The organism is Streptomyces sp. N50 (assembly GCF_033335955.1).
Classification (GTDB): Bacteria; Actinomycetota; Actinomycetes; order Streptomycetales; family Streptomycetaceae; genus Streptomyces.
In genome coordinates this window covers 6,218,227-6,243,040 of sequence record NZ_CP137549.1, presented here as the reverse complement: position 1 = coordinate 6,243,040, position 24,814 = coordinate 6,218,227, and the positions used below count along the sequence as shown (strand labels likewise).

At 69.2% G+C, this 24,814-nt stretch carries 23 protein-coding genes and 1 riboswitch; of the genes, 14 read left to right on the top strand and 9 right to left on the bottom strand.

Annotated features, from left to right (window positions below; all coding sequences use genetic code 11):
- Window positions 1–118: 118 nt before the first annotated feature.
- Entirely contained in the window at window positions 119–1,525 is a 1,407-nt protein-coding gene (locus R2B38_RS28260; RefSeq protein ID WP_318018751.1) for a family 2B encapsulin nanocompartment shell protein, read from the bottom strand.
- 297 nt (window positions 1,526–1,822) lie between these two features.
- On the opposite strand from R2B38_RS28260, the gene R2B38_RS28255 reads away from it, so the two are divergent.
- Window positions 1,823–2,413 (top strand): N-acetylmuramoyl-L-alanine amidase, encoded by a 591-nt coding sequence (locus R2B38_RS28255; protein WP_318018750.1) that lies wholly within the window; start codon window positions 1,823–1,825, stop codon window positions 2,411–2,413.
- A 39-nt stretch (window positions 2,414–2,452) separates the two neighbouring features.
- The gene (locus tag R2B38_RS28250) at window positions 2,453–3,373 is read left to right on the top strand and encodes a 1-aminocyclopropane-1-carboxylate deaminase/D-cysteine desulfhydrase (protein ID WP_318018749.1); all 921 of its coding nucleotides are present in this window, start codon (window positions 2,453–2,455) and stop codon (window positions 3,371–3,373) included.
- A 32-nt stretch (window positions 3,374–3,405) separates the two neighbouring features.
- Here the strand turns inward: R2B38_RS28250 and R2B38_RS28245 are convergent, their stop codons facing one another.
- Entirely contained in the window at window positions 3,406–5,001 is a 1,596-nt protein-coding gene (locus tag R2B38_RS28245; protein ID WP_318018748.1) for a Na+/H+ antiporter, read from the bottom strand.
- A 62-nt stretch (window positions 5,002–5,063) separates the two neighbouring features.
- On the opposite strand from R2B38_RS28245, the gene R2B38_RS28240 reads away from it, so the two are divergent.
- The 3 genes from R2B38_RS28240 to R2B38_RS28230 all read left to right on the top strand — a co-directional run bounded on the left by R2B38_RS28240 (window position 5,064) and on the right by R2B38_RS28230 (window position 7,134).
- Window positions 5,064–5,324 carry a UBP-type zinc finger domain-containing protein gene (locus R2B38_RS28240; protein WP_266772430.1) on the top strand — a complete coding sequence of 87 codons (261 nt, stop codon included), beginning with the start codon at window positions 5,064–5,066 and terminating at the stop codon, window positions 5,322–5,324.
- 266 nt (window positions 5,325–5,590) lie between these two features.
- Window positions 5,591–6,004, top strand: coding sequence for an anti-sigma regulatory factor (locus R2B38_RS28235; protein ID WP_004925829.1), 414 nt, complete (start codon window positions 5,591–5,593; stop codon window positions 6,002–6,004).
- Complete coding sequence (locus tag R2B38_RS28230) at window positions 6,001–7,134, top strand: RNA polymerase sigma factor SigF (RefSeq protein WP_318018747.1); 1,134 nt, start codon at window positions 6,001–6,003, stop codon at window positions 7,132–7,134. The genes R2B38_RS28235 and R2B38_RS28230 overlap by 4 nt, the downstream gene beginning before the upstream one ends.
- A gap of 38 nt (window positions 7,135–7,172) precedes the next feature.
- Here R2B38_RS28230 and R2B38_RS28225 read toward each other — a convergent pair whose 3' ends face one another.
- Entirely contained in the window at window positions 7,173–7,631 is a 459-nt protein-coding gene (locus tag R2B38_RS28225) for a hypothetical protein (RefSeq protein WP_318018746.1), read from the bottom strand.
- A gap of 116 nt (window positions 7,632–7,747) precedes the next feature.
- Between R2B38_RS28225 and R2B38_RS28220 the strand changes: the two genes are divergently transcribed.
- The gene (locus R2B38_RS28220) at window positions 7,748–8,716 is read left to right on the top strand and encodes a diacylglycerol/lipid kinase family protein (RefSeq protein ID WP_318018745.1); all 969 of its coding nucleotides are present in this window, start codon (window positions 7,748–7,750) and stop codon (window positions 8,714–8,716) included.
- 320 nt (window positions 8,717–9,036) lie between these two features.
- On the top strand, window positions 9,037–9,294 hold the full coding sequence (locus tag R2B38_RS28215; protein WP_006142322.1) for a WhiB family transcriptional regulator: 258 nt from the start codon (window positions 9,037–9,039) through the stop codon (window positions 9,292–9,294).
- Window positions 9,295–9,539: 245 nt separating this feature from the next.
- On the opposite strand, the gene R2B38_RS28210 is transcribed toward R2B38_RS28215, so the two are convergent.
- Window positions 9,540–11,006 carry a PAS domain-containing sensor histidine kinase gene (locus R2B38_RS28210; RefSeq protein ID WP_318021808.1) on the bottom strand — a complete coding sequence of 489 codons (1,467 nt, stop codon included), beginning with the start codon at window positions 11,004–11,006 and terminating at the stop codon, window positions 9,540–9,542.
- Window positions 11,007–11,368: 362 nt separating this feature from the next.
- On the bottom strand, window positions 11,369–12,439 hold the full coding sequence (locus tag R2B38_RS28205) for an SIS domain-containing protein (RefSeq protein WP_318018744.1): 1,071 nt from the start codon (window positions 12,437–12,439) through the stop codon (window positions 11,369–11,371).
- A gap of 231 nt (window positions 12,440–12,670) precedes the next feature.
- On the opposite strand from R2B38_RS28205, the gene nagB reads away from it, so the two are divergent.
- Complete coding sequence (gene nagB, locus R2B38_RS28200) at window positions 12,671–13,456, top strand: glucosamine-6-phosphate deaminase (RefSeq protein WP_318018743.1); 786 nt, start codon at window positions 12,671–12,673, stop codon at window positions 13,454–13,456.
- A gap of 105 nt (window positions 13,457–13,561) precedes the next feature.
- Here nagB and R2B38_RS28195 read toward each other — a convergent pair whose 3' ends face one another.
- The 4 genes from R2B38_RS28195 to R2B38_RS28180 all read right to left on the bottom strand — a co-directional run bounded on the left by R2B38_RS28195 (window position 13,562) and on the right by R2B38_RS28180 (window position 18,302).
- The gene (locus tag R2B38_RS28195) at window positions 13,562–15,058 is read right to left on the bottom strand and encodes a glycoside hydrolase family 3 protein (protein WP_318018742.1); all 1,497 of its coding nucleotides are present in this window, start codon (window positions 15,056–15,058) and stop codon (window positions 13,562–13,564) included.
- An 8-nt stretch (window positions 15,059–15,066) separates the two neighbouring features.
- Entirely contained in the window at window positions 15,067–15,930 is an 864-nt protein-coding gene (locus R2B38_RS28190; RefSeq protein WP_033282082.1) for a carbohydrate ABC transporter permease, read from the bottom strand.
- The gene (locus R2B38_RS28185; protein WP_318018741.1) at window positions 15,927–16,910 is read right to left on the bottom strand and encodes a sugar ABC transporter permease; all 984 of its coding nucleotides are present in this window, start codon (window positions 16,908–16,910) and stop codon (window positions 15,927–15,929) included. The genes R2B38_RS28190 and R2B38_RS28185 overlap by 4 nt, the downstream gene beginning before the upstream one ends.
- A 105-nt stretch (window positions 16,911–17,015) precedes the next feature.
- On the bottom strand, window positions 17,016–18,302 hold the full coding sequence (locus R2B38_RS28180) for an extracellular solute-binding protein (protein ID WP_318018740.1): 1,287 nt from the start codon (window positions 18,300–18,302) through the stop codon (window positions 17,016–17,018).
- A 309-nt stretch (window positions 18,303–18,611) separates the two neighbouring features.
- On the opposite strand from R2B38_RS28180, the gene R2B38_RS28175 reads away from it, so the two are divergent.
- From R2B38_RS28175 to R2B38_RS28150, 6 genes are all read left to right on the top strand, one after another.
- Window positions 18,612–19,376: a GntR family transcriptional regulator gene (locus tag R2B38_RS28175; RefSeq protein WP_318018739.1), complete on the top strand. Its 765-nt coding sequence runs from the start codon at window positions 18,612–18,614 to the stop codon at window positions 19,374–19,376.
- A gap of 178 nt (window positions 19,377–19,554) precedes the next feature.
- Window positions 19,555–21,696 (top strand): carbon starvation CstA family protein, encoded by a 2,142-nt coding sequence (locus tag R2B38_RS28170; protein ID WP_318018738.1) that lies wholly within the window; start codon window positions 19,555–19,557, stop codon window positions 21,694–21,696.
- A complete protein-coding gene (locus R2B38_RS28165; protein ID WP_318018737.1) occupies window positions 21,668–21,880 on the top strand; it encodes a YbdD/YjiX family protein in 213 nt (70 codons plus the stop codon). The genes R2B38_RS28170 and R2B38_RS28165 overlap by 29 nt, the downstream gene beginning before the upstream one ends.
- Window positions 21,881–22,028: 148 nt before the next feature.
- A complete protein-coding gene (locus R2B38_RS28160; RefSeq protein WP_033282076.1) occupies window positions 22,029–22,304 on the top strand; it encodes a DUF3311 domain-containing protein in 276 nt (91 codons plus the stop codon).
- Window positions 22,301–23,911: a monocarboxylate uptake permease MctP gene (gene mctP / locus R2B38_RS28155; RefSeq protein ID WP_318018736.1), complete on the top strand. Its 1,611-nt coding sequence runs from the start codon at window positions 22,301–22,303 to the stop codon at window positions 23,909–23,911. Before R2B38_RS28160 ends, mctP begins: the two co-directional genes overlap by 4 nt.
- Before the next feature lie 131 nt (window positions 23,912–24,042).
- Window positions 24,043–24,549 carry a GNAT family N-acetyltransferase gene (locus R2B38_RS28150; RefSeq protein WP_318018735.1) on the top strand — a complete coding sequence of 169 codons (507 nt, stop codon included), beginning with the start codon at window positions 24,043–24,045 and terminating at the stop codon, window positions 24,547–24,549.
- Between the two features lie 45 nt (window positions 24,550–24,594).
- A riboswitch (cobalamin riboswitch) is annotated at window positions 24,595–24,726 on the top strand.
- The last annotated feature ends 88 nt before the right edge of the window (window positions 24,727–24,814 follow it).

Here is a 24,814-nt window from a genome sequence, read left to right as displayed (position 1 = left end):
GCCACGGGGTCCCCCTCGGAGAGTCCGCGGACGGTGACGCCCGCGCCGCGGCCGGTCGCGTTCGACCGGGGTGTACCCGCCCTTCCGGGCGGGAACACCGCGTCCAGCTGCTGAAACGTCACCTCCAGCGGCCGATCTCGACGTTCTCCAGGACGCCGAGGGCGTCCGGCACGAGCACGGCCGCCGAGTAGTAGGCCGTCACGAGGTAGTTGATGACCGCCTGTTCGTTGATGCCCATGAAGCGCACCGACAGGCTCGGCTCGATCTCGTCCGGGATACCGGCCTGCTGGAGGCCGATGACGCCCTGGTCGGCCTCGCCGGTACGCATGGCGATGATCGAGGTGGTCCGCCGGTCGCTGACCGGGATCTTGTTGCACGGGTAGATCGGCACACCGCGCCAGGTCGGGATGCGGTTGCCGCCGACGTCGATCGACTCCGGGACCAGTCCGCGCTTGTTGAGCTCGCGGCCGATCGCGGAGATCGCGCGCGGGTGGGCGAGGAGCATCCTGGTGCCGCGCCGCCTGCTGAGCAGCTCGTCCAGGTCGTCCGGGCTCGGGACGCCGTCGTGGGGCTGGAGCCGCTGGTCGTACTCGCAGTTGTTGAGCAGGCCGAACTCGCGGTTGTTGATGAGTTCGTGCTCCTGGCGTTCCTTCAACGCCTCGACGGTGAGCCGGAGTTGCTGCTCCGTCTGGTTCATCGGCTGGTTGTAGAGATCGGCCACGCGCGAGTGGATGCGCAGGACGGTCTGGGCGACGCTCAGTTCGTACTCGCGCGGCCGGGCGTCGTAGTCGACGAACGTGTGCGGGATGTCCGGCTCGCCGGAGTGGCCCGCGGCGAGGTCGATGGCCTTCTCGCCGTACTTGTTGGTGCGCTGCTCCGGGATCGCGCGCAGCTGTGTGAGGTGCTCGCGCAGGGTCTCGGAGCGCTCCGCGACCTGCTCGACGTCTCCGCGAGCCAGGATCAGCACCGTGCAGGCGGTGTCCGCGCGGGCCGTGTACTCCCAGATGGCGTCCGGGTCGAGCAGTGCCTGGTCGCCGAAGTAGGCGCCGTCGGCGAGGACCCCGAGAACCGTGTCGTCGCCGTACGGGCCCGTGCCGACCTTCTCCACCCTGCCGTGCGCCAGCAGGTAGACCTCGTCGGCCTGGCCGCCGAACGACGCGATCGCCTCCCCCGGGGCGTACTCGCGCTGCCGGCAGCGGGTGGCCAGCTCCGAGAGCACCTCCTCGTCCTCGTAGTCCCGCAGCGCGGGCAGTTCGCCGAGCTCCGCGGGGATGACCTCGACGCGGTCGCCGGTCTTCACGAATGTCACCCGGCCGTCGCCCACGGAGTAACTCAGCCGTCGGTTCACCCGGTATGTGCCACCCTGCACGTTCACCCACGGCAGTGTGCGCAGCAGCCAGCGCGAGCTGATCTCCTGCATCTGCGGCGCGGACTTCGTGGTCGTGGCCAGGTTCCGCGCAGCCGCCGTACCAAGACTCTGCTGCGGCTTGTTCTGCTCCGCGCGGACCTCTTCGCCTACCGACATAGAGAAATGCCCTCCCCATTCATGCCCGGCACCTGTGCGCCCGGCATCGTTCTCGCGCACCAGCCTTCCTCACGGAGCGTGCCGGTGGTATTACCCGAAAGAGCGGGAATGGATCTTCAACTGCTGGGCACGGGGGCTGTTTACGTCGAATGTTGTTCGAGTGGCTGCCGGGTCGGCCGGTGTCCGGATCGGCTCGCACGCCGTACGAACAAGTCGTCCGTACCGCGCTTTTTCGGTACAAGCAGCGATACGAGACGGCCGTGCACGTCGGCCGTCGCACAGCACGAAGGAGGCGTCATGGCCTCACCCATGTCCGCGGGCGGTTTCCTGGCCGGTCTGAAGGCGGAGGGCGTCACCGTCGTCGAGGTCGGCGACTGGGAGCACCACAACCGCAACCACAAGGGCCCGTGGGGCCCCGTCCATGGCGTGATGATCCACCACACGGTCACCAGGGGCAGCGCGGCCACGGTCGAGCTGTGCCGCGAGGGCCGCCCCGACCTCCCCGGCCCGCTCTGCCACGGCGTCATCACCAAGGACGGCCACGTCCACCTCGTCGGCTACGGCCGCGCCAACCACGCGGGCCTCGGCGACGACGACGTGCTGCGCGCGGTGATCGCCGAGAAGGCCCTGCCGCACGACAACGAGGCCGACACCGACGGCAACCGGCACTTCTACGGCTTCGAGTGCGAGAACCTCGGCGACGGCGAGGACCCGTGGCCCGAGGCCCAGTTGGCGACCATCGAGAAGGTCTGCGCGGCGATCTGCCGCCACCACGGCTGGTCGGAACGCTCGGTGATCGGCCACCTGGAGTGGCAGCCCGGAAAGGTGGACCCGCGCGGCTTCACGATGACGTGGCTCCGGGACCGGGTCCGTGACCGGCTGAAGTGACCCTCGGGCGATCCAGCCGGTCCGGGTGACAATGGTGCCGTGACCAGCCCCGACCTCGCCGCCGCCCTGCGGCCCCGACTGCCGTCGCCGGTGGAGGAGATCGCGGACGGGCGGTTCGGCCGGCACGGTGTCCGGCTGCTGCTCAAGCGGGACGATCTGATCCACCCGGACCTGGTCGGCAACAAGTGGCGCAAGCTCGCGCCGAATCTGACGGCGGCGGCCGGACGTACGGTCGTGACGTTCGGCGGCGCCTACTCCAACCACCTGCGCGCCACCGCCGCCGCGGGCCGCCTCCTGGGTCTGCCCACGGTCGGCGTGGTCCGCGGCCAGGAACTGGCCGACCGCCCGCTCAACACCTCCCTTGCCCGGTGCGCGGCCGACGGGATGCGCCTCCACTTCGTCGACAGGTCGACGTACCGGCGCACGTCCGAACCGGAGACCCTGGCCGCGATCCTGCACGGGGCTGGTGCGGAGGACGCGTACGTCGTCCCCGAGGGTGGCAGCAACTCCCTTGCGGTACGCGGCTGCCGGGCCCTGGGGGAGGAACTACGGGCGCGTGCCGATATCGATGCCCATGTCGATGTCGTCGCCCTGGCGTGCGGGACCGGCGGCACGTTGGCCGGGCTCGCGGCCGGTCTCGGTCCTGACCAGCGCGCTTTGGGGATACCGGTTCTCAAGGGCGGCTTCCTGAGCGCCGACATAGAGGAGTTGCAGGAGCGCGCCTTCGGAGGCCGGCGGGGCGACTGGTCGCTCGACGACCGCTTCCATTTCGGGGGCTACGCGCGCGTGCCGGCCGAACTCGACGCCTTCGCCGGGGACTTCGAGCAGCGGCACGGGGTGGCCGTAGAGCGTCTCTATGTCGCCAAGTTGCTGTACGGACTTGTTGCCCTCACCGACGAAGGCGCCTTCCCGCGCGGGAGCACGGTCGCCGCGGTGATCACCGGGCGACCGTTCCCGTAAGCCCACTCCAGGTGCCGTAGGGACCGGGCTCGCTAGGCCGCCTCCCGGTAAGCCGCCGCCTCCTCCAGGTCCAGGCGGCGCAGCAACGTGCGGAGCATCTCGTCGTCGATGTAGCGGCCGTCGCGGAGGCGGACGAACATCGAGCGTTCGGCGCTGATCATCTCGCGGGAGAGGCGGCGGTAGGTGTCGTCGACGGTCTCGCCGGTGACGGGGTTGGTGGCGCCGAGGCGCTCCCAGACGGCGTTGCGGCGGCGTTCCAGGACCTCGCGGAGGCGGTCGGCGAGGGGAGGCGGCAGGGCGTTGCGTTCGTCCTCCAGAAGGGCCTCCAGGCGTTTTTCGGCGACCCGGGACGCCTGTGCCTGGGCGTTGGCCTCGGCGAGCGTCTCGGCCTGCTGGTCGCGGCCGGGGAATTTCAGCAGGCGGATGATCGGGGGCAGGCTCAGGCCCTGCACCACCAGGGTCCCGATGACCGTCGTGAAGGTCAGGAACAGGATGAGGTTGCGCTGCGGGAAGGGGTCGCCGCCGTGCATCGTGAGCGGGATCGAGAAGGCGATGGCCAGCGAGACCACGCCTCTCATGCCGGCCCACGCGGTGGTCATCGCCCCCTTCCAGGTGGGGCTGTCCTCGCGTTCCCTGATCCGCGCCGACAGGATCCGGGGAATGAAGGCCGCCGGATACACCCACACGAACCTGGTCACGACGACCACCAGGAAGACGGCGATCGCGTACCAGGCCGCGTCCAGGCCCCGGTACTCGCCAAGGCCCTTGAGGACCACCGGCAGTTGGAGCCCGATCAGGGCGAACACCGCGGACTCCAGGACGAAGGCGACCATCTTCCAGACGGCCTCCTCCTGGAGGCGGGTCGCGAAATCGACCTCCCACGCGCGGTGGCCCAGATAGAGCGCGACGACCACGACGGCGAGCACCCCGGAGGCGTGCACCTGCTCGGCGACCCCGTAGGCGACGAACGGGATCAGCAGGGAGAGCGTGTTCTGCAGCAGCGCCTCTTTGAGGTGCGTGCGCAGCCAGTGGATCGGCACCATCATCAGGAGCCCGACCCCGACCCCGCCGACGGCCGCGAGCAGGAACTCCCAGATGCCCCCGGCCCAGGTCGCGCCCTCGCCGATCGCGGCCGCGAGGGCCACCTTGTAGGCGGTGATCGCGGTGGCGTCGTTCAGCAGGGACTCGCCCTGGAGGATCGTGGTGATCCGGGACGGCAGTCCGACCCGGCGGGCCACCGCCGTAGCCGCGACCGCGTCCGGCGGCGCCACCACCGCGCCCAGCACCAGGGCGGCGGTCAGCGGAAGCCCCGGCACGATCACGTACGCGGCCCAGCCGACGACGAACGTGGCGAAGAGCACGTAGCCGACCGACAGCAGTGCCACGGGCCGCACTTGGGCCCGCAGATCGAGGTACGAGCTGTCGGTGGCCGAGGTGTACAGCAGCGGGGGCAGCAGCAGCGGCAGCACGACCTCGGGGTCGAGGGTGTAGTCGGGCACCCCCGGGACGTACGAGACGACCAGCCCGACCGCGACCAGCAGCAGCGGTGCCGGCACCGGGGTGCGCCGGGCCCCGGCGGCCACCACGGCACTCCCCGCCACCAGCAACAGCAGTGGCATCACGTCCATCGTTCTCGCCCGCCCTCGTTTTTTCGCGCGGCCAACCGCACACCCGTCGTAATCTGGCAATCATGAAACAGTGCACGCACGCCGACGCGCTGCCGCTCCCTGAACCGGGGCCCCAGAGCGAGACCTGTCTGGAGTGTCTGGCGGCCGGCACCCACCCGGTGCAGCTGAGACTGTGCCTCTTCTGCGGCCATGTCGCCTGCTGCGACTCCTCCCCCGCCCGTCACGCGACAGCACATCACAAGGACTCCGGGCATCCGGTGATGCGGACGTTCGAGCCCGGGGAGAGCTGGCGCTGGTGCTTCGTCGACCACGTTCTCCTGTGACCCCGTAATCCGACCGCCGGTTTCGACGGTTCGACCGTCTGACGTCTGGGTACGTCAACCCGGCGCGCGCTCTTCCCAATTGGGCCCGCAGGACCCCTAGCCACGGAGCGTATCCGTAGGTTTACTATGAGTGACAGCATGGGGTTGGGGTCCCGGGGACAGAAAAGTTCGGAGCGCGGTAGCGTCACCGCTGAACCAAGTATCGCGTTACCCCGGGGGGCGACCCCTGGGCCCCCGAAAGAGCTTGTACCACCTTGGAGGTGAGGGTGTCCCAGATCGCAGGCGAGCCCGCGACCCAGGACTTCGTGGAAGTCCGGCTGCCGGCTGCGGGTGCCTACCTGTCGGTGCTGCGTACGGCCACGGCCGGCCTCGCGGCCCGTTTGGACTTCACCCTCGACGAGATCGAGGACCTCCGCATCGCGGTGGACGAGGCCTGCGCGATCCTGCTCCAGCAGGCCGTGCCGGGCTCGGTGCTCAGCTGTGTCTTCCGCCTCGTGGACGACTCGCTCGAAGTCACCGTCTCCGCCCCGACGACGGACGGTCACGCCCCCTCGCGCGACACCTTCGCCTGGACCGTGCTCTCGGCCCTCGCGGGCAAGGTCTCATCGGCAGTCGACGAGGACAAGACCGTTTCGATCAGCCTCTACAAACAGCGCGGCGCGGGACCCGGGCCGGCGTGAGGAACGGGGACGGGCCGGTGCGGGACGAAGAGCGCGGCACACGGGAGCTGCCGGCCGAGGGCGGCTCAGGCGGATCCCGCCGCACGGCGGACGACAGCGCCCTGGTGCCGCGCGGCGGAATCCCCGAGCAGGCCCGGCCGCACCCGGAGGACGAACCCTCGGAGGCCGGTGTGACGGACGACGGTCAACGTGAGCAGGACGGTGGCGTGCGTATTGGTGGGGTCTCCCCCGTTGCCGGGGGTTCCCCCGCTCCGACTGGGTCGAGCGCGGGGGAGGAGGCGAAAGCTCGGGAAGGGGCGACGGGCCAGGCGATGAGCGAGCACGAGCGGGACGACGTGGCGGGCACGCAGAGCGTGCAGGTCACACGGCACGACCCCCAGGACCGCAGCGGGGCGCGCGCACTCTTCATCGAGCTGCGCACGCTCAAGGACGGCAGCGTCGAGTACGCGGAGCTGCGCAACCGGCTGGTCCGTATGCACCTGCCGCTCGTCGAGCACCTCGCGCGCCGCTTCCGCAACCGCGGCGAGCCGCTGGACGACCTGACCCAGGTCGCCACCATCGGCCTGATCAAGTCGGTCGACCGCTTCGACCCGGAGCGCGGCGTCGAGTTCTCGACGTACGCGACCCCGACGGTCGTCGGCGAGATCAAGCGGCACTTCCGTGACAAGGGCTGGGCGGTGCGCGTCCCGCGCAGGCTCCAGGAGCTGCGTCTTTCGCTCACCACGGCGACGGCGGAGCTCTCGCAGCGGCACGGCCGCTCCCCCACGGTCCACGAGCTGGCCGAGAAGCTGGGCATCTCGGAGGAGGAGGTCCTGGAGGGCCTGGAGTCGGCCAACGCCTACTCCACGCTGTCCCTGGACGTCCCCGACACGGACGACGAGTCCCCGGCGGTCGCGGACACGCTCGGCGCGTACGACGAGGCCCTGGAGGGCGTCGAGTACCGCGAGTCGCTCAAGCCGCTGCTGGAGGATCTGCCGCCCAGGGAGAAGCGGATTCTGCTGCTGCGCTTCTTCGGCAACATGACGCAGTCGCAGATCGCGCAGGAGGTCGGCATCTCGCAGATGCACGTGTCCCGGCTGCTGGCCCGGACACTGGCCCAGCTGCGGGAGAAGCTCCTCGTGGAGGAGTAGGACCGGCGGAAGAGAAAGTCAGGACCGGGCGGAAAGCGTCAGCTCTTCGGCTCTTCGGTTCGTCGACCGGGCCCTCGGATTCCGAGGGCCTGTGTCGTCGCCGGGTTCACCAGCAGCACCAGCGCGGCGATCGCGACCACCGCGAGCGCGATGCCGGCCGGGATCGCGACACTGTCGGCCCGGAGCAGGTTGTAGGCCACGGGCAGCGCCATGACCTGGGTGATGACGGCCGGGCCCCGGCTCCAGCCGCGCTGCCCGATCAGTCCGCGGGCGGCCAGCAGCGGCAGCAGCGCGAGCACCACCAGGGTCACGCCCCCGGTCACGGCCTGCCGGCGGTCGTCCGGTTCGCCGGTGATCCCCAGGACGAGGATCCACACCCCGGCGACGGTGAGCGCGAGACCCTCCAGCGCGACGAGGACCGCCGCGTAGGTCAGCCGGCGCGGACGGGGTCCGTCGGGGCCGTCGGTCTGCGGGGCGGGGATCTGTTCAGCACTCACCCCAGCAGGGTAGTCCCCGGGATCCGGCCCCAGGTGTTCAGGCTCACGCCGTCTCCTCTTACCCAACGCCTACCTCGGTATGGGCCGAGTACCCCCCAGTAGGTACGCTGCAACTCATGCGTGCACTTCTCGTGGTCAATCCGGCGGCAACCACCACAAGCGCACGTACGCGCGACGTCCTGCTCCACGCGCTCGCGAGCGAGATGAAGCTGGAAGCGGTCACCACGGAGTACCGGGGGCACGCGCGGGACCTCGGCCGGCAGGCCGCGGAGAGCGGGAACGTCGATCTGGTCGTGGCCCTCGGCGGCGACGGCACGGTCAACGAGGTGGTCAACGGCCTGCTGCACACCGGCCCCGACCCGGAGCGCCTGCCCGGTCTCGCCGTGGTCCCCGGCGGCTCCACCAACGTCTTCGCCCGCGCCCTGGGCCTGCCCAACGACGCCGTGGAGGCGACCGGCGCCATCCTGGACGCCCTGCGCGAGGGCCGCGAGCGCACGGTCGGCCTCGGGCTGACCTCCGGGACACCCGGCACCGAGGACGAGGCCGTGCCCTCGCGCTGGTTCACCTTCAACGCCGGGCTCGGGTTCGACGCCGGGGTGGTCGGGCGGGTCGAGCAGCAGCGCGAGCAGGGCAAGAAATCCACGCACGCGCTCTACGTTCGTCAGGTGGTCCGGCAGTTCCTCGGCGAGCAGCACCGCCGGCACGGGACGATCACCCTGGAGCAGCCCGGTGAGGATCCGGTGACCGATCTGGTGGTGGCCATAGTCTCGAACACCTCGCCCTGGACGTATCTCGGCAATCGCCCGATGTACACGTCACCTAAGGCGTCGTTCGATAAAGGCCTCGACGTACTCGGTCTCAGCCGCCTGTCCAGCGCCGCGGTTGCCCGGTATGGCACCCAGTTGCTCACTTCGTCCCCCGAACGCGGGCCTCATGGCAAGCACGCTGCGGCTCTGCACGACCTGAGTGAGTTCACCTTGCATTCGAAGGTCCCCCTGCCCCTCCAGATGGACGGCGACCACCTCGGACTGCGTACGAGCGTGACGTTCACAGGCGTACGCCGTGCACTGCGTGTGATTGTGTGAGCAGAAAGGGCTGAAGTCCTTTCACTCGAACGTTTAGACCAGGGTCCACCCCATGGAAGTACGGCTGTGACCTAGTCGACACCGAGGAATCAAAAAAAACTTTCCGGAAGGGGTTGTATCCGCCGCTGAGGTTTGCGAGTCTCTACGTGGCGATCGAGACGGCCCGCAACACCGGCCTCCACGGATCACCGGAACCCCTCTTCAATCCACAGGACCTCCGCCAGTGAACCTGGCGTTCGGCCCTTCACTTGTTGAGGGATTCGTGAAAGCGTTCACATTCACAAGCAACCCGCACGTAATACCAAGGAGAGGTAGCAGCCATGGACTGGCGTCACAACGCCGTTTGCCGCGAGGAAGACCCCGAGCTCTTCTTCCCCATCGGCAACACCGGTCCTGCGCTGCTGCAGATCGAGGAAGCCAAGGCCGTCTGCCGTCGCTGTCCTGTTATGGACCAGTGTCTGCAGTGGGCGCTCGAGTCCGGCCAGGACTCCGGCGTCTGGGGTGGTCTCAGCGAGGACGAGCGCCGCGCCATGAAGCGCCGCGCCGCTCGCAACCGTGCCCGTCAGGCCTCCGCCTGACGCCCACCCTGCTAACAGCCTGAGCTTGGCGGCGCGTACAGCGAGTACGCATCTCCCGCCCCCGAGCCGCAGCGCGCAGTACCCCCGATGCGCATAGCAACGAGCGACTGGCCCCGGATCAGCACTTGATCCGGGGCTCTTTGCTGTTCAGGCGCGGCTGCTCAAGTACGCGCGCCAGACCGTTCAAACACCCGCGCGTGCACGGCAGTTCAGGCCCGCGCATGTGTAGGTCGTGTGCACGTACGTCACTTGTGCGCCTGCACCGGCACGTCCAGGATCACCTGGGTCCCCCGCTCCGGCCCCGGCACCATGTCGAACGTGCCGCCCAACTCGCCCTCCACCAGCGTCCGTACGATCTGCAGGCCGAGGTTGCCCGAGCGGTGCGGGTCGAATCCCTCCGGGAGGCCTACGCCGTCATCCTGCACGGTGACCAGGAGGCGGGCGTCCTTCGAGGTGCCGCCGCGGACCGCGGAGACCTCGACCGTGCCCGTCTCGCCCTCGCGGAAGCCGTGTTCGAGGGCGTTCTGCAGGATCTCGGTGAGGACCATGGAGAGCGGGGTCGCGACCTCGGCGTCCAGTATCCCGAAGCGGCCGCTGCGCCGACCGGTGACCTTGCCCGGGGAGATCTCGGCGACCATCGCGAGCACCCGGTCGGCGATCTCGTCGAACTCCACGCGCTCGTCCAGGTTCTGGGACAGCGTCTCGTGCACGATCGCGATCGAGCCGACCCGGCGCACGGCCTCCTCCAGGGCCTCGCGGCCGCGCTCGGAGTCGATCCGGCGGGCCTGGAGGCGCAACAGGGCGGCGACCGTCTGGAGGTTGTTCTTCACCCGGTGGTGGATCTCCCGGATGGTCGCGTCCTTGGTGATCAACTCCCGCTCGCGGCGCCGCAGTTCGGTGACGTCCCGGAGCAGTACCAGTGAACCGATGCGGGTGCCCTTGGGTTTGAGCGGGATCGCCCGGAACTGGATCACCCCGTCACGGGCCTCGATCTCGAACTCGCGCGGCGCCCACCCGCTGGCGAGCTTGGCGAGCGCCTCGTCCACCGGGCCCCGGGTCGGGGCGAGTTCGGCGGTGGTCGTGCCCAGGGGCTGGCCGACGAGGTCGGTGGCGAGGCCCATGCGGTGGTACGCGGAGAGGGCGTTCGGCGAGGCGTACTGCACGATGCCGTCGCCGTCGAGGCGGATCAGTCCGTCGCCGACGCGCGGCGAGGCGTCCATGTCGACCTGCTGGTTCGGGAACGGGAAGGAACCGGCGGCGATCATCTGCGCGAGGTCCGACGCGCTCTGCAGATAGGTGAGTTCGAGGCGGCTGGGGGTGCGCACGGTGAGGAGATTGGTGTTGCGGGCGATGACACCCAGGACGCGCCCGTCCCGTCGTACCGGAATCGACTCGACCCGGACGGGGACCTCTTCGCGCCACTCGGGGTCGCCCTCGCGGACGATCCGTCCCTCGTCCAGGGCCGCGTCCAGCATGGGGCGGCGGCCGCGCGGGACGAGGTGGCCGACCATGTCGTCCTGGTACGAGGTGGGGCCCGTGTTCGGCCGCATCTGGGCGACGGAGACATAGCGGGTGCCGTCACGCGTGGGGACCCACAGGACCAGGTCGGCGAAGGAGAGGTCGGAGAGCAGCTGCCACTCCGAGACCAGCAGGTGCAGCCACTCGAGATCGGAGTCGTCGAGTGCTGTGTGCTGGCGTACGAGTTCGTTCATGGAGGGCACGTCTGCGAGCGTACCCGCCGGTCTGTACCTGTCCTAAAAACACCCGCGGGCCGCGGCGCCTGAGAGGGACCCTCAGCCCTCTCGGCACCGCAGCCCGGAGCAGCAACGGCCACGGGGTGTGCGGTCCCGATCGGCCGATGGATGAGGAGCCGGGGCAGTCAGGGCAGAGAGCCTCGGTTCCTCGGTCCGTCCTCCTGTGCGGGGAGGACGGAGGCTTACGCCTTTCATGCATTGTGGACTAGACCATATTCCGTGTCCATGCTTTGCAGGCTGTTGGAAAGCCTAACCGTGTCGGGTCCTGTGCGGGACTGATTGGTCATGGGAATTTCCCTGGCCGCACCACGGACCCGGACTCAGCGGGTCTCCGTCACCTTGGCCAGGGCGCGGGGCGCGTCCGGGTCCTGGCCGCGGGCGATGGTGACCTCGTAGGCGAGGAGCTGGAGCGGGAGGATCTCCAGGACCGGCTGGAGTTCCTCGGGGACGCCCTCGACGGGCAGGACGAAACCGGCCGAGGCCTGCTCGACCTGGCCTGCCGGGCCGATGACGACGAGGTCGGCGCCCCGGCCGCGCAGCCGGTCGAGGACGGGCTGGAGGGCGGCGCCGCCCTTGCCCGCCGTCACGACCGCGATGACCGGGGAGACGTTGTCGACCATGGCGAGGGGTCCGTGCAGGAGGTCGGCGCCGGAGTAGGCGAGCGCGGGGATGTAGCTGGTCTCCATCAGCTTGAGGGCGGCTTCCCTGGCGGTGGGATAGCCGTAGCCGCGCGAGGTGATCACCATGCGTTCGGCGAAGCGGTAGCGGGAGGCCAGCGCGCGGACCTCGTCCTGGCGGGCGAGCAGCTGCTCGGCGAGGTCGGGCAGCGCCTTGGCGGCCGCGCCGTCGCCGCCGCGCAGGCCCTCGACGAAGAGGTAGAGCGCGAGCAGGGACGCCGTGTACGTCTTGGTCGCGGGGAGGGCCTTCTCCGGGCCCGCCATGATGTCGACGTGGTACTCCGACACGGCGGCCAGCGGTGAGTCCGGGTTGTTGGTCACGGCGACCGTGATCGCGCCGGCCTCGCGGGCGGCCCGGGTCGAGGCGACCAGGTCCGGGGAGCCGCCGGACTGGCTGACGGTGACGACGAGGACGTCGGTCAGGTCGGGGCGGGCGCCGTAGGCCGTTGTCGTCGACATCGAGGTGAGGCCGCAGGGCAGGCCGAGGCGGATCTCCAGGAGGTACTTGGCGTAGAGGGCCGCGTTGTCGGAGGTGCCGCGGGCGGTGAGCAGCACGAAGCGGGGCTTGCGGGCGGCGACCTCCTGGGCGACCTGGCGGATGCGCGGGGCGCCCTCGTCCAGGATGCGGCGCAGGACGTCGGGCTGTTCGGCCATCTCGCGGGCCATGATCCGGCCGGGGAGTTCGCTGTCGGGGGCCGGGGTCGTGGCGGTCATGCGGGGTCCTCCGGAGGTCGGTCGGGGCGGTGCCGCGGTGGGCTGTGGTGTGCGGTGTCCATTTCACCCCCTCTGCGCGAGGTGCGCCTCTGTGGGGCGGTTACCGGTTTTCGGACAGGCGGCGAACTCTGGGAGGCAAGGGCCTCCTCTGTTAGATTGGTGCGCGGATTGGTCTAAACCACACAGCTCTTCCGGGCTCCTCGAAGCCCCTCTGCAGAACGGCAGGCCAGCGTGGAAGTTGTCATCGTTCCGGACGCCAAGTCGGGCGGCGAACTCATCGCCGAGGCCGTGGCACAGCTGCTCCGGCGCACGCCGGACGCCCTTCTCGGCGTGGCCACCGGGTCGACGCCGCTGCCCATCTACGAAGCCCTCGCCGCCAAGGTCCGCGCCGGGGCCGTGGACACCTCGCGGGCCCGGATCGCCCAGCTCGACGAGTATGTGGGGCTGCCCGCCGAGCACCCGGAGTCGTACCGCTCGGTCCTGCGGCGCGAGGTACTGGAGCCGCTCGGGATCGGGATGGACGCCTTCTTCGGGCCGGACGGGACCGCCGAGGACGTGCCGGCCGCGTGCGAGGCGTACGACCGGGCGCTGGGTGAGGCCGGCGGGGTCGATCTCCAGGTGTTGGGCATCGGGACCGATGGGCACATCGGGTTCAACGAGCCGTGCTCCTCGCTCGCCTCGCGGACCCGGATCAAGACGCTGACCGAGCAGACACGCGTGGACAACGCGCGGTTCTTCGACGGCGACATCGAGCAGGTGCCGCATCACGTCATCACCCAGGGCATCGGCACCATCCTGGAAGCCCGGCACCTGGTCCTCCTCGCGACCGGCGAGGGCAAGGCGGACGCGGTCGCCGCGACCGTGGAGGGACCGGTCGCCGCGGTGTGCCCGGCGTCGGCGCTCCAGTTGCACCGGCACGCGACGGTCGTCGTCGACGAGGGTGCCGCGTCGAAGCTGAAGCTCGCGGACTACTTCCGGCACACGTTCGTCAACAAGCCGGACTGGCAAGGGATCTGACGCGGTCTCATATCCGTACAGCCGGTGCCGGGCCCGCTCGTGGAAGGCCCGGCACCGGTGTGTTCGGAGGTGCTCCCCTGGTCGAGGTCGCTCCCCCCGCTCACGTCACGCGCCCGCGATGACCTCCGCCGCCGCGTGGCCACAGACGCGGGCCGCGCCGTGAGTCGCGATGTGCAGGGCGCCTCGGGGCGGTGCCTGCGGTACACCCATCTCCACCACGACGGTGTCGGGGCGGGCGGCCAGCAGGGTGTCGAGGGCGGCCGCCATCCAGGGGTGCCGGTGTTCGTCCCGGACCACCGCCACGATGCGCCGCGTCCCGGCCGCCTTCAGGATCACGCTCCCCGCGTCGTCCCCGGCGAAGCCGGCCGTCTCCGTGCCCGGCAGGAGCCGTTCGAGTTCGGCGGCCACGCCCCAGGGGGTCTCGTCCCCTACGGCGATGTTGGCGACCGGGGTGAGGAGAGCGACGTACGGCGGTGCGGTGAGCGGGGTGAAGTCCTCGGCACCGGTGACCGTGAGGGCGCGGCGGGCGGCGACGAGGCCGATGTCGACGCGCGTCACATCCGGCGCCGGGTCGGGGGCCTCCTGCGAGGCGGAAGCCGCCCACCGGGCCAACTCCCGTACCCGCTGCGCCGCTTCGGCCAGCCTCTCCTCCGGCAGGTCGCCCGACCGTACCGCTCCTACCAGCGCGTCCCGCAGCCGTCGTACCGTCTCGTCGTCCGCGAGGCCGCCGCCCACGCAGATCGCGTCGGCGCCGGCGGCGATCGCGAGGACGCTGCCGCGTTCGATGCCGTAGGTCGCGGCGATGGCCTGCATCTCCATGCCGTCGGTGACGATGAGGCCGTCGTAGCCGAGTTGGCCGCGGAGGAGGTCGGTGAGGATGCGGAGGGAGAGGGTGGCGGGGCGGTCCGGGTCCAGGGTGGGGACCAGGATGTGGGCGCTCATCACCGCGCGGGAGCCGGCGGCGATGGCCGCGCGGAACGGGAGCAGTTCGCGGTGTTCCAGGACCGCCGGCCCGGCGTCGATGCGCGGCAGCGCGTGGTGGGAGTCGACCGCCGTGTCGCCGTGGCCCGGGAAGTGCTTCGTGCAGGCGGCGACGCCCGCCGCCTGGAGGCCGGTGACGTAGGCCGCCGTGTGCCGGGCGACCGACTCCGGGTCGGCGCCGAAGGAGCGGACGCCGATGACCGGGTTGGAGGGGTTGGAGTTGACGTCCGCGGAGGGGGCCCAGTTCAGGTTCACGCCGCAGGCGGCGAGTCTGCGGCCGAGTTCATGGGCCACCGCCCTGGTCAGCTCTACGTCGTCCACCGCGCCCAGCGCGTGGTTGCCCGGGAAGGAGGAGCCGGTGCGGGCCTCCAGGCGGGTGACGTCGCCGCCCTCCTCGTCGATCGCGACCAGCACGTCGTCCCGTTCGGAGCGCAACTGGGCGGTCAGTGAGGCCAGTTGATCGGGTGACGCGATGTTGCGGCCGAACAGGCCCACCGAGGCCAGGCCTTCGCCGAGGCGCCGCAGCAGCCAGTCGGGGGCCGTGGTGCCGGGGAAGCCCGGCTGCAGGACGGTGAGGGCGTCGCGCGTCAGGGTGTCGGTACCGCTGGCGAGTGTCGTCATCGGTGGTGTTATCCCTTCACGGCGCCCGCGGTCAGGCCCGCGGCCATCTTGCGCTGGACGATGAGGAACAGGACGACGATCGGCACGGCCATCATCGTGGCGCCGGCCATCATCGGGGCGTACTCGGTGCCGTGCTTGGTGGTGAAGTTGCCGAGCCAGACGGTCGCCGTCTGGTGCTCCTGGCTGAGCAGCATGAGGGCGTAGAGGTATTCGTTCCAGGCCTGGATGAAGCCGTAGACCGAGGTGGCGACCATGCCGGGGGCCAGGAGCGGGAAGACGACCCGGATGAAGGCGCCGGTGCGGGAGCAGCCGTCGACCATGGCCGCCTCCTCCAGTTCCTTCGGGATGTTGACGATGAAGCCGCGCAGGGTCCACACCGTGAACGGAAGGATGAAGGTCAGGTACGTGATGACCAGGCCCGAGAGCTTGTCGTACTGGTCGAGGTCGTTCAGGAGCAGGAAGACCGGGATGATCATCGAGACCAGCGGGACCATCTGGACCGCGAGGATGCCGACGATCACGATCTTGCGGCCGCGGAAGGCGAAGCGGGAGATGGCGAGCGCGGCCAGCAGGCCGACGACGACGCCGATCACGACCACCGACAGGGACACGATGAGGCTGCGGCCGACCGGGCCCCAGAAGTCGGCGATGTCCAGCGCCCGACGGAAGTTGTCGAGCGTGATGCCGGTGGGCAGCAGGCTCGGGTCCGGGTCGATGGCGTCCTTGGCCGGCTTGAACGCCGTGTCGAGCATCCAGTAGAGGGGGAAGCCGACGACGACGAAGACGAGCAGGCCGAGGAGGTTCCAGCCCAGCTTCGGCCTACGGCGGCCCCCACCCGATGTCTTGGGCGCATCGGTCGTGAGCGCGCTCATTCGACCTCTCCGATCTGAAGCATCTGACGCATGTAGACGGCGACGACCCCGAGCAGCAGCACCACCGTGACGAGGGCTATCGCGGAACCCTGTCCGTAGTCGTTGACGACGAAGGCACGGTCGTAGGAATAGGTGCTGAGCAGTTGGAAGTCGGCCTCGGGGTGGCCGCCGCGCATCACGAACACCTGGGGGAAGACGCCCATGTCCCAGATCACCGACAGGGTCGTGAGCATCACGATGATCGGCTTGAGGATGGGCAGGGTGACGTACCGGAAGACGCCCCACGCGCCGGCGCCGTCGAGGCGGGCCGCCTCCTCCAACTCCTGGGGGACCTGGGTGAGTCCGGCGCTGAGGGTGATCACCACGAAGGGCACCGCGCCCCACACCACGAGCAGCATGATGACGAGGAGGCCCTGCGGTCCGCTGGCGAACCAGTTGTGGCCGATCATGTCGACACCCGGCAACTTGCTGAGCAGCGCGTTGAAGACGCCGTAGTCCGAGTCGAAGAGCCACTTGAAGACGGTGGTCGCGACGATGACCGGCATGCCCCAACTGGCCACCAGGACAACGTTGATGAGGGTCTTCACCCAGCCGGAGACCTTCTGCTGGAGCAGGGCGAGGGCCATGCCGGCGACCATCGTGAAGATGACCGAGCCGGCCGCGAAGACGATCGTGCGGACGACGACGCCCCAGAACTCGCCGTCGCCGAGGATGCCCGAGAAGTTGTCGAAGCCGATCCACTCGGCGGGCTTGAAGCCCCACAGCTGGGACTGGCCGAAGGACTGGAACGACAGGGTGACCAGCCGGACCAGCGGATAGCCCATGACCAGGGCGAGGATGAGCAGACAGGGCGCGAGCAGCAGCCAGGGGATCCCGGCCCCTCTCGCCGTCCCCCGTCCGCGGGGTGCGTCGGAGACGCGCGGTGGGGGCGCCTGCCGCGGCGGCGGCACCTTGGCAGGGGTGGTCGTGTCGGCACTCATCGCGGGCTCCTCAGCGATCCCTCAGGTCGTACGGCCGTGCTTCGTACGAGTGGCGGGGCCCTGCCCCGAGAACACCCAGGTGTCCAACAGGGCCCCGCACTCAGGTCACTTGGTGTTGATGACCTTGTCGATCGCGGCGTCCGCTTCCTTCGCGGCGTCCGCCACCGACTTCTTGCCGGTGCCGATGTTCTGCAGCATCGTCTGCAGGACCTGGGCCTTCTCGACCTGGCCCCAGCCCGGTGCCATCGGGACGAACCAGTTGGACTCGGCCGCGGTGGCCGGGACCGCCGTCGCGGGGTCGCTCTTCAGCGTCGCGAGGTCGGTCTTGTTGTTCGGCAGGTTGCCCTTGGCCATCAGGCCCTTCTGGCCGGACGGACCGGTGAAGGCGTTGATCCACTCGGCGGCGAGGGCCTGCGCCTTGGACTTCACCGGGACGGCGAGGTCCGAACCGCCCAGGAACACGGGCATGTTCTTGCCGGACGGGCCGGGCATCACGAAGTTGACGAGGTCGGTCTTCAGCTTGCCGCCGGTCTTGTCGTTCTTCGGGTCGGCGGCGGTCGCGCCCTCCCACGCGGCGGCGAAGATCATGGACGCCTTGCCCTGGCCGTAGACGATGTAACGGTCGGACTCGTCCTTGGTCTTGTCGCCGTGCATGTACTTGTCGATGACCGACTTCCACTCGGTGAGCCCCTTGATGGACTCGGGCGAGGAGAGGCTGGCCTTCCAGTCGCTGCCGGACTGGGTGGCGATGGCGCCGCCGGCGTCGTAGACGAAGGACATGGCCGCGTACCAGTCACGGGTGGGCTGGTACCAGGCGCTGAACTTGCTGCCTTCCTTCTTCTGGATCTTGTCCAGGTCGGCGGTCAGCTCGGCGTACGTCGTCGGCGGGGCCTTGACGCCGACCGAAGCGGCGATGTCCTTGCGCCAGTTGGCGACGCGGCCACCGGCGTAGTAGGGGACGCCGTAGGTCTTGCCGTCGTAGGTCACGGAGGCCTTGAGGCCGTCGAGCCAGGCGGAGGAGTTGGTGAACTTCGCGGGGTCGACGGGTGCGAAGGCGCCCTTGACCATGTAGCTCAGCATCTCGGTGTTGCCCATCTCGACCACGTCCGGCGCCTTGTCGGTGGCGAGGACCGCGTCGAGCTTGGTGTTCTTGTCCGGCCAGCCGTAGTACTCGTGCTTGATCTTGACGCCCGGGTGCGCCTTCTGCACGGCCGCGTCGGCCGCCTTCACCAGCTGGGGCCAGTTGTTCTGCGCGTCGACGGTGAGCCAGACGGTCAGCTCCTTGGCGTCGGCGCCGCTGTTCGAAGAGCCCTTGTCGTCGTTGCCCCCGCACGCCGCGATGGAGACCATCATGCCCGCGATACCGATCGCGGCTATCAGCTTGCGCTTCACGCCACCCTCCTCAGGGATGCCTGCCACACCTCCCGCCCAAGAGCCGGGACCTGAACCAATGGTGTAGACCAGTACCGGGAGCTTGGACCAGACCACAGGGCCTGTCAAGAGCCCCCGAAACACCCCTGACCAGCCGTTATGCGACCTACATATGCAGGAACCTTTAAGTAAGAAGGCAGCGAAAACAACGGTGCCGGAGTACTCTCTTCCGCTAGACCACTTGGCGCTGTGGACTAGACCAAAAGAGACGGCAACGGTATACAGAGGGGATCACCAAGTGACCCTTGTCCGGAGCCGGGAAGGCGGAGCATGAGCACCGACGTCAGCAGTGCGGAGAACGAGGGTGGGGCCACCGTCCGCACCGCGCGTGTGCCGAAGTACTACCGCCTGAAGAAGCACCTCCTCGACATGACGGAGACGCTGCCGCCGGGCACCCCGGTCCCGCCCGAGCGCACGCTGGCCGCCGAGTTCGACACCTCGCGCACGACGGTCCGCCAGGCCCTGCAGGAGCTGGTCGTCGAGGGCCGCCTGGAGCGCATCCAGGGCAAGGGCACGTTCGTCGCCAAGCCGAAGGTCTCGCAGGCCCTCCAACTCACCTCGTACACCGAGGACATGCGCGCCCAGGGCCTCGAACCCACCTCGCAGCTCCTGGACATCGGCTACATCACCGCCGACGACACCCTCGCCGACCTGCTCGACATCACCGCCGGCGGCCGGGTCCTGCGCATCGAGCGCCTGCGCATGGCCAACGCCGAGCCGATGGCCATCGAGACGACGCACCTCAGCGCGAAGCGCTTCCCCGCCCTGCGCAGGTCCCTCGTCAAGTACACGTCCCTGTACACCGCGCTGGCCGAGGTCTACGACGTCCACCTCGCCGAGGCCGAGGAGACCATCGAGACCTCCCTGGCCACCCCGCGCGAGGCCGGCCTCCTCAGCACCGACGTCGGCCTCCCCATGCTGATGCTCTCCCGCCACTCCCTCGACAAGGAGGGCAAGCCGGTGGAGTGGGTGCGGTCGGTGTACCGGGGGGACAGGTACAAGTTCGTGGCCCGCCTGAAAAGGCCCACCGACTGAGCCAACGGGGCGGCAGCACACCTAGGGGCGCGGGGAACTGCGCGACCAGCCACAATGGCGCCGCAGACACACGACTACCTCACGGCACTTCCGCGAAGCGCTACCGCACGCGGTGTAGCGCTGTCCCCGAAGCTGCTCTACGTTCCTCCCGTCGCCGCATGGACGGGAGGACTCCCCGGTGCGTACCGCGAACGTCCGAACCATCGTCGTCTGGACCCTCGTCGCGCTCGTCGGCGCGGCGGGCTGGTCCGTGCTCGCGCTGGCGCGGGGCGAGAGCGTGTCGGCCGCCTGGATGGTCGCCGCCGCGCTCGGCTCGTACGCCATCGCCTACCGCTTCTACGCGAAGTTCATCGCGTACAAGGTCCTGAAGGTCGATGCCACCCGGGCCACCCCGGCCGAACGCCTGGACAACGGCATCGACTTCCACCCCACCGACCGCCGCGTCCTGCTCGGCCACCACTTCGCCGCGATCGCCGGCGCCGGCCCGCTCGTCGGACCCGTACTCGCCGCGCAGATGGGTTACTTGCCCGGCACGGTCTGGATCATCGCCGGCGTCGTCTTCGCGGGCGCGGTCCAGGACATGGTGGTGCTGTTCTTCTCAACCCGTCGCGACGGCAAGTCACTTGGGCAGATGGCCCGCGAGGAGATCGGCCCGTTCGGCGGCGCGGCGGCGCTGATCGCCACCTTCGCCATCATGATCATCCTGCTCGGCGTACTGGCCCTGGTCGTCGTGAACGCGCTGGCCTCCTCCCCCTGGGGCACCTTCTCCATCGGCATGACCATCCCGATCGCGCTGCTGATGGGCTTCTACCTACGGGTACTTCGCCCCGGCCGCGTCTCCGAGGTCTCCCTCATCGGCGTGGCCCTGCTGCTGCTCGCCCTGGTCGCGGGCCGCTGGGTCGCCGAGTCGTCCTGGGCCGGCGCCTTCACCCTCGCGCCCTCGACGCTGGTGATCTGGCTGGTGGCGTACGGCTTCGTCGCCTCGATCCTCCCCGTCTGGACCCTGCTCGCCCCGCGCGACTACCTCTCCACGTTCATGAAGATCGGCACGATCGGCCTGCTCGCGATCGGGGTCGTCGTCGCCCTGCCCGCCCTGAAGATGCCCGCCGTCACCGACTTCGCGAAACACGGCAACGGCCCGGTCTTCGCCGGTTCGCTCTTCCCCTTCGTCTTCATCACGATCGCCTGCGGAGCCCTGTCCGGCTTCCACTCGCTCATCTCCAGCGGCACGACCCCGAAGATGATCCAGAAGGAAACCCAGATCCGCATGATCGGCTACGGCGCCATGCTGATGGAGTCGTCGGTCGCCGTGATGGCCCTGGTCGCCGCGAGCATCATCGACCCGGGTCTGTACTTCGCGATGAACGCCCCGTCGGGCGTGATCGGCACGACGGTGCAGAACGCCTCGCAGGTGGTGAGCAGTTGGGGCTACCACATCTCCCCCGCCGACCTCGCGCAGGCCGCGAAGAACGTCGACGAGGCGAGTCTGCTGTCCCGTACCGGCGGGGCGCCCACGCTCGCGGTCGGCGTCTCGGAGATCTTCGCCAAGGTGACCGGCGGGAGTCTGCGCGCCTTCTGGTACCACTTCGCGATCATGTTCGAGGCGCTGTTCATCCTGACCGCGCTGGACGCGGGCACGCGGGTGGGCCGGTTCATGCTCCAGGACATGCTCGGGAACGTCTACCGGCCGTTCAGGAACGTGAGTTGGCGCCCGGGTCTGGCCCTGACGAGCGCGATCGTGTGCGCGCTCTGGGGCTACTTCCTCTGGGTCGGCGTCCACGAACCCCTCGGCGGGATCAACCAGCTCTTCCCGATCTTCGGCATCGCCAACCAGCTCCTCGCGGCGGTCGCGCTGGCCGTCTGCACCACCCTCCTGGTGAAGTCCGGACGGCTCAAGTGGGCCTGGATCACCGGGATTCCACTCGCCTGGGACGCGACGGTCACCCTGACCGCGAGCTGGCAGAAGGTGTTCTCCGGCGACCCGAAGGTCGGCTTCTTCAAGCAACGGTCCGTGTTCCAGGACGCGATCGACGCGGGCAAGGTCCTGCCGCCGGCGAAGAGCATGGACGACATGCGCACCGTCGTCACCAACTCCACGGTGGACGGGGTGCTTTCGGCCATTCTCGCGGTGCTCGTCGTGGTCGTGATCGCGGACGCCCTCCGCGTCTGTGTTCGACACGTCCGCCGCCCCGCGCTCTCCACGCTGAGCGAGACGCCGTACGTCGAGTCGAACATCGTGGCACCGGCCGGGCTGATCCCTACCCGCGAGGAGAAGGAGGAGGTGGCGCGCGATGCGGTCGGCGCTGACGCGGGCGGCTGACCGGCTGGTCGGTGGAGTGCGCTGGTACGTCCGGGAGTTGATGGACGAGTCGGCGTACGACCGGTATGTCACGCACGCACGCCGGAACCACCCCGGCGCGGAGGTCCCCAGCCGCCGCGACTTCGAACGCATACGGACGGCCCGCCAGGAGGCCGACCCGCGCCAGGGTTTCCGCTGCTGTTGAGCCTGCTCGGCCCGTCTTTGACACCGATGTCACGTCTTCACAGAATCGACATGCCGATATACGGATGAGGTCTTCCGCTCGCGCGACGCGGTGACCTAGATTGCCTCCGCATTACACAGGGGATCATCGAAGGTGACGGAGCCGCGATATGTCAGATGTGCCGGAAGTACCGCCCGAAGTGGCACCGCCCGTCGCGGCACCGGTCGTGACACCGGCCCGTGTCGTCATCGCGGTCTGCCTCGTCGCGCCGTTCGTGGCGCTGCTCTGGGTCGGCTCCTACACCAAGCTCGACCCGACGTTCATCGGCATCCCGTTCTTCTACTGGTACCAGATGCTCTGGGTGCTCATCTCGACGGTGCTCACGATGACCGCCTACAAGCTGTGGCAGCGCGACCAGCGGACCCGCCATGGAGGTAACCGGTGAACGACGGCGTGAACGGCGTCGCCCTCGGCGTCTTCATCTTCTTCTTCCTGGCCGTCACGGTCCTCGGCTTCATGGCCGCGCGCTGGCGCCGGGCCGACAACGAGCAGAGCCTCGACGAATGGGGCCTGGGCGGACGGTCGTTCGGCACCTGGGTCACCTGGTTCCTGCTCGGCGGCGACCTCTACACGGCGTATACGTTCGTGGCGGTCCCGGCGGCGGTCTACGCGGCGGGCGCGGCGGGCTTCTTCGCGGTGCCGTACACGATCCTCGTCTACCCGTTGATCTTCACCTTCCTCCCGCGCCTCTGGTCGGTGTCGCACAAGCACGGGTACGTGACGACCTCGGACTTCGTGCGCGGCCGCTTCGGCTCCAAGGGTCTTTCGCTGGCGGTTGCGATCACCGGCATCCTCGCGACGATGCCGTACATCGCGCTCCAACTGGTCGGGATCCAGGCCGTGTTGGACGTCATGGGGGTGGGCGGCAGCGCGAACTCCAACTGGTTCGTGAAGGACCTGCCGCTGCTGATCGCGTTCGCGGTACTGGCGGCCTACACCTACTCGTCCGGCCTCCGCGCGCCCGCGCTGATCGCGTTCGTGAAGGACGGCCTGATCTACATCGTCATCGCGGTGGCGATCATCTACATCCCGATCAAGCTCGGCGGCTTCGACGACATCTTCAGCGCGGCGGGCGCCAAGTTCAAGGCGACGGGAACGGGCGGACTCGTCCCCGCACCGGCGGGCCAATGGACGTACGCCACACTGGCGTTGGGCTCGGCACTGGCCCTGTTCATGTACCCCCACTCGATCACGGCGACGCTCTCTTCGAAGAGCCGCAACGTGATCCGCCGCAACACCACGATCCTGCCCCTGTATTCACTGATGCTGGGCCTGCTCGCGCTGCTCGGCTTCATGGCGATCGCGGCCGGAGTCAAGGTCACCAACGGCCAGTTGGCGATCCCGCAGCTCTTCGAGAACATGTTCCCGGACTGGTTCGCGGGCGTGGCCTTCGCGGCGATCGGCATCGGCGCCCTCGTCCCCGCGGCCATCATGTCCATCGCGGCGGCGAACCTCTTCACCCGCAACATCTACAAGGACTTCATCAAGCCCGACGCGACCCCGGCCCAGGAGACCAAGGTCTCCAAGATCGTCTCGCTCCTGGTGAAGGTCGGCGCCCTGGCCTTCGTCCTGACGATGGACAAGACCGTCGCCATCAACTTCCAGCTCCTGGGCGGCATCTGGATCCTCCAGACCTTCCCGTCCCTGGTAGGCGGCCTCTTCACCCGCTGGCCCCACCGCTGGGCCCTCCTCACCGGCTGGGCGGTCGGCATGATCTACGGCACCCTCGCCGCCTACGGCGTAGCCTCCCCGACCCAGGACCACTTCGGCGGCTCCTCCAAGGAGATCCCGGGCATCGGCGAGATCGGCTACATCGGCCTGACGGCGTTCGTGCTGAACGTGGTGGTGACGGTGGTCCTGACGTTCGCCCTGAAGGCCTTCAAGGCCCCGGAGGGCGTGGACGAAACAAGCCCCGGCGACTACACGGCGGACGCGGGCAACCCGGGCGTAGAGGTGGAGCTACCTCCGGCGACTGCTGGCGCCGCCCACTGAGCCCACCTAGGGGCGCGGGGCTGTATCGATTTGCGGCTCCGCCGCGTGGGCGCGACCAGCCACACACGACCCGCAGCGGGCCACCGAGAGCACCCACCTCGGCGGCCCGCTGTTCGTACACACTGACCCACATGGACTTCCTCATCCGCCGAGCCGACCCCTCCGAATACGAAGACCTCGGTACCCTCACAGCCCACGCCTACCTGGACGACGGCCTGCTCGACTACGGCGAGGCCGACCCGTACCTCCCCGTACTCAAGGACGTAGCAAGCCGAGCCGCGTCCGCCGAGGTCCTGGTCGCAGTGGACGGCGACCACCTCCTCGGCGGCGTCACCTTCGTCCCCGGCCCCGGCCCAGCCGCCGACATCGCAAACCCCGGCGAGACAGAAATCCGCGCACTGGCAATCGCCCGCACCGCCCGAGGCAGAGGCGCCGGCGAGGCCCTCGTCCGCGCCTGCATCGACCGCGCCCGAGCAACGGAAGGCTGCACAGCCGTAGTCCTCTCGACCCAGTCAGCCATGCACGCGGCCCACCGCATCTACGAACGCCTGGGTTTCGTTCGCACCCCCGACCGCGACTGGAACCCCGTGCCACACCTGGACGATCTCACTCTGCTCACCTACAAGCTGACACTCTGAAACCACCGCGACACAACATCTGGTGGTGACGTGACAGGCGAGCACAAGATGTATGCTCATGCTCGCTGTCGCCGCAGGGGAATCCGGTGCGAATCCGGAACTGTCCCGCAACGGTGTACTTACGTGCATATGCACGCATGGCCAGTCCGAGGACCTGCCGACGGCGCGCGCCCGGCCACCCGGTCAGGGCGCATGACGTCCGGGCCTCGTGGAGTGGGCCGGTGGACGCGACGCCCTGTGCTCGCGAGCTGCCGCCTGCCCTCCG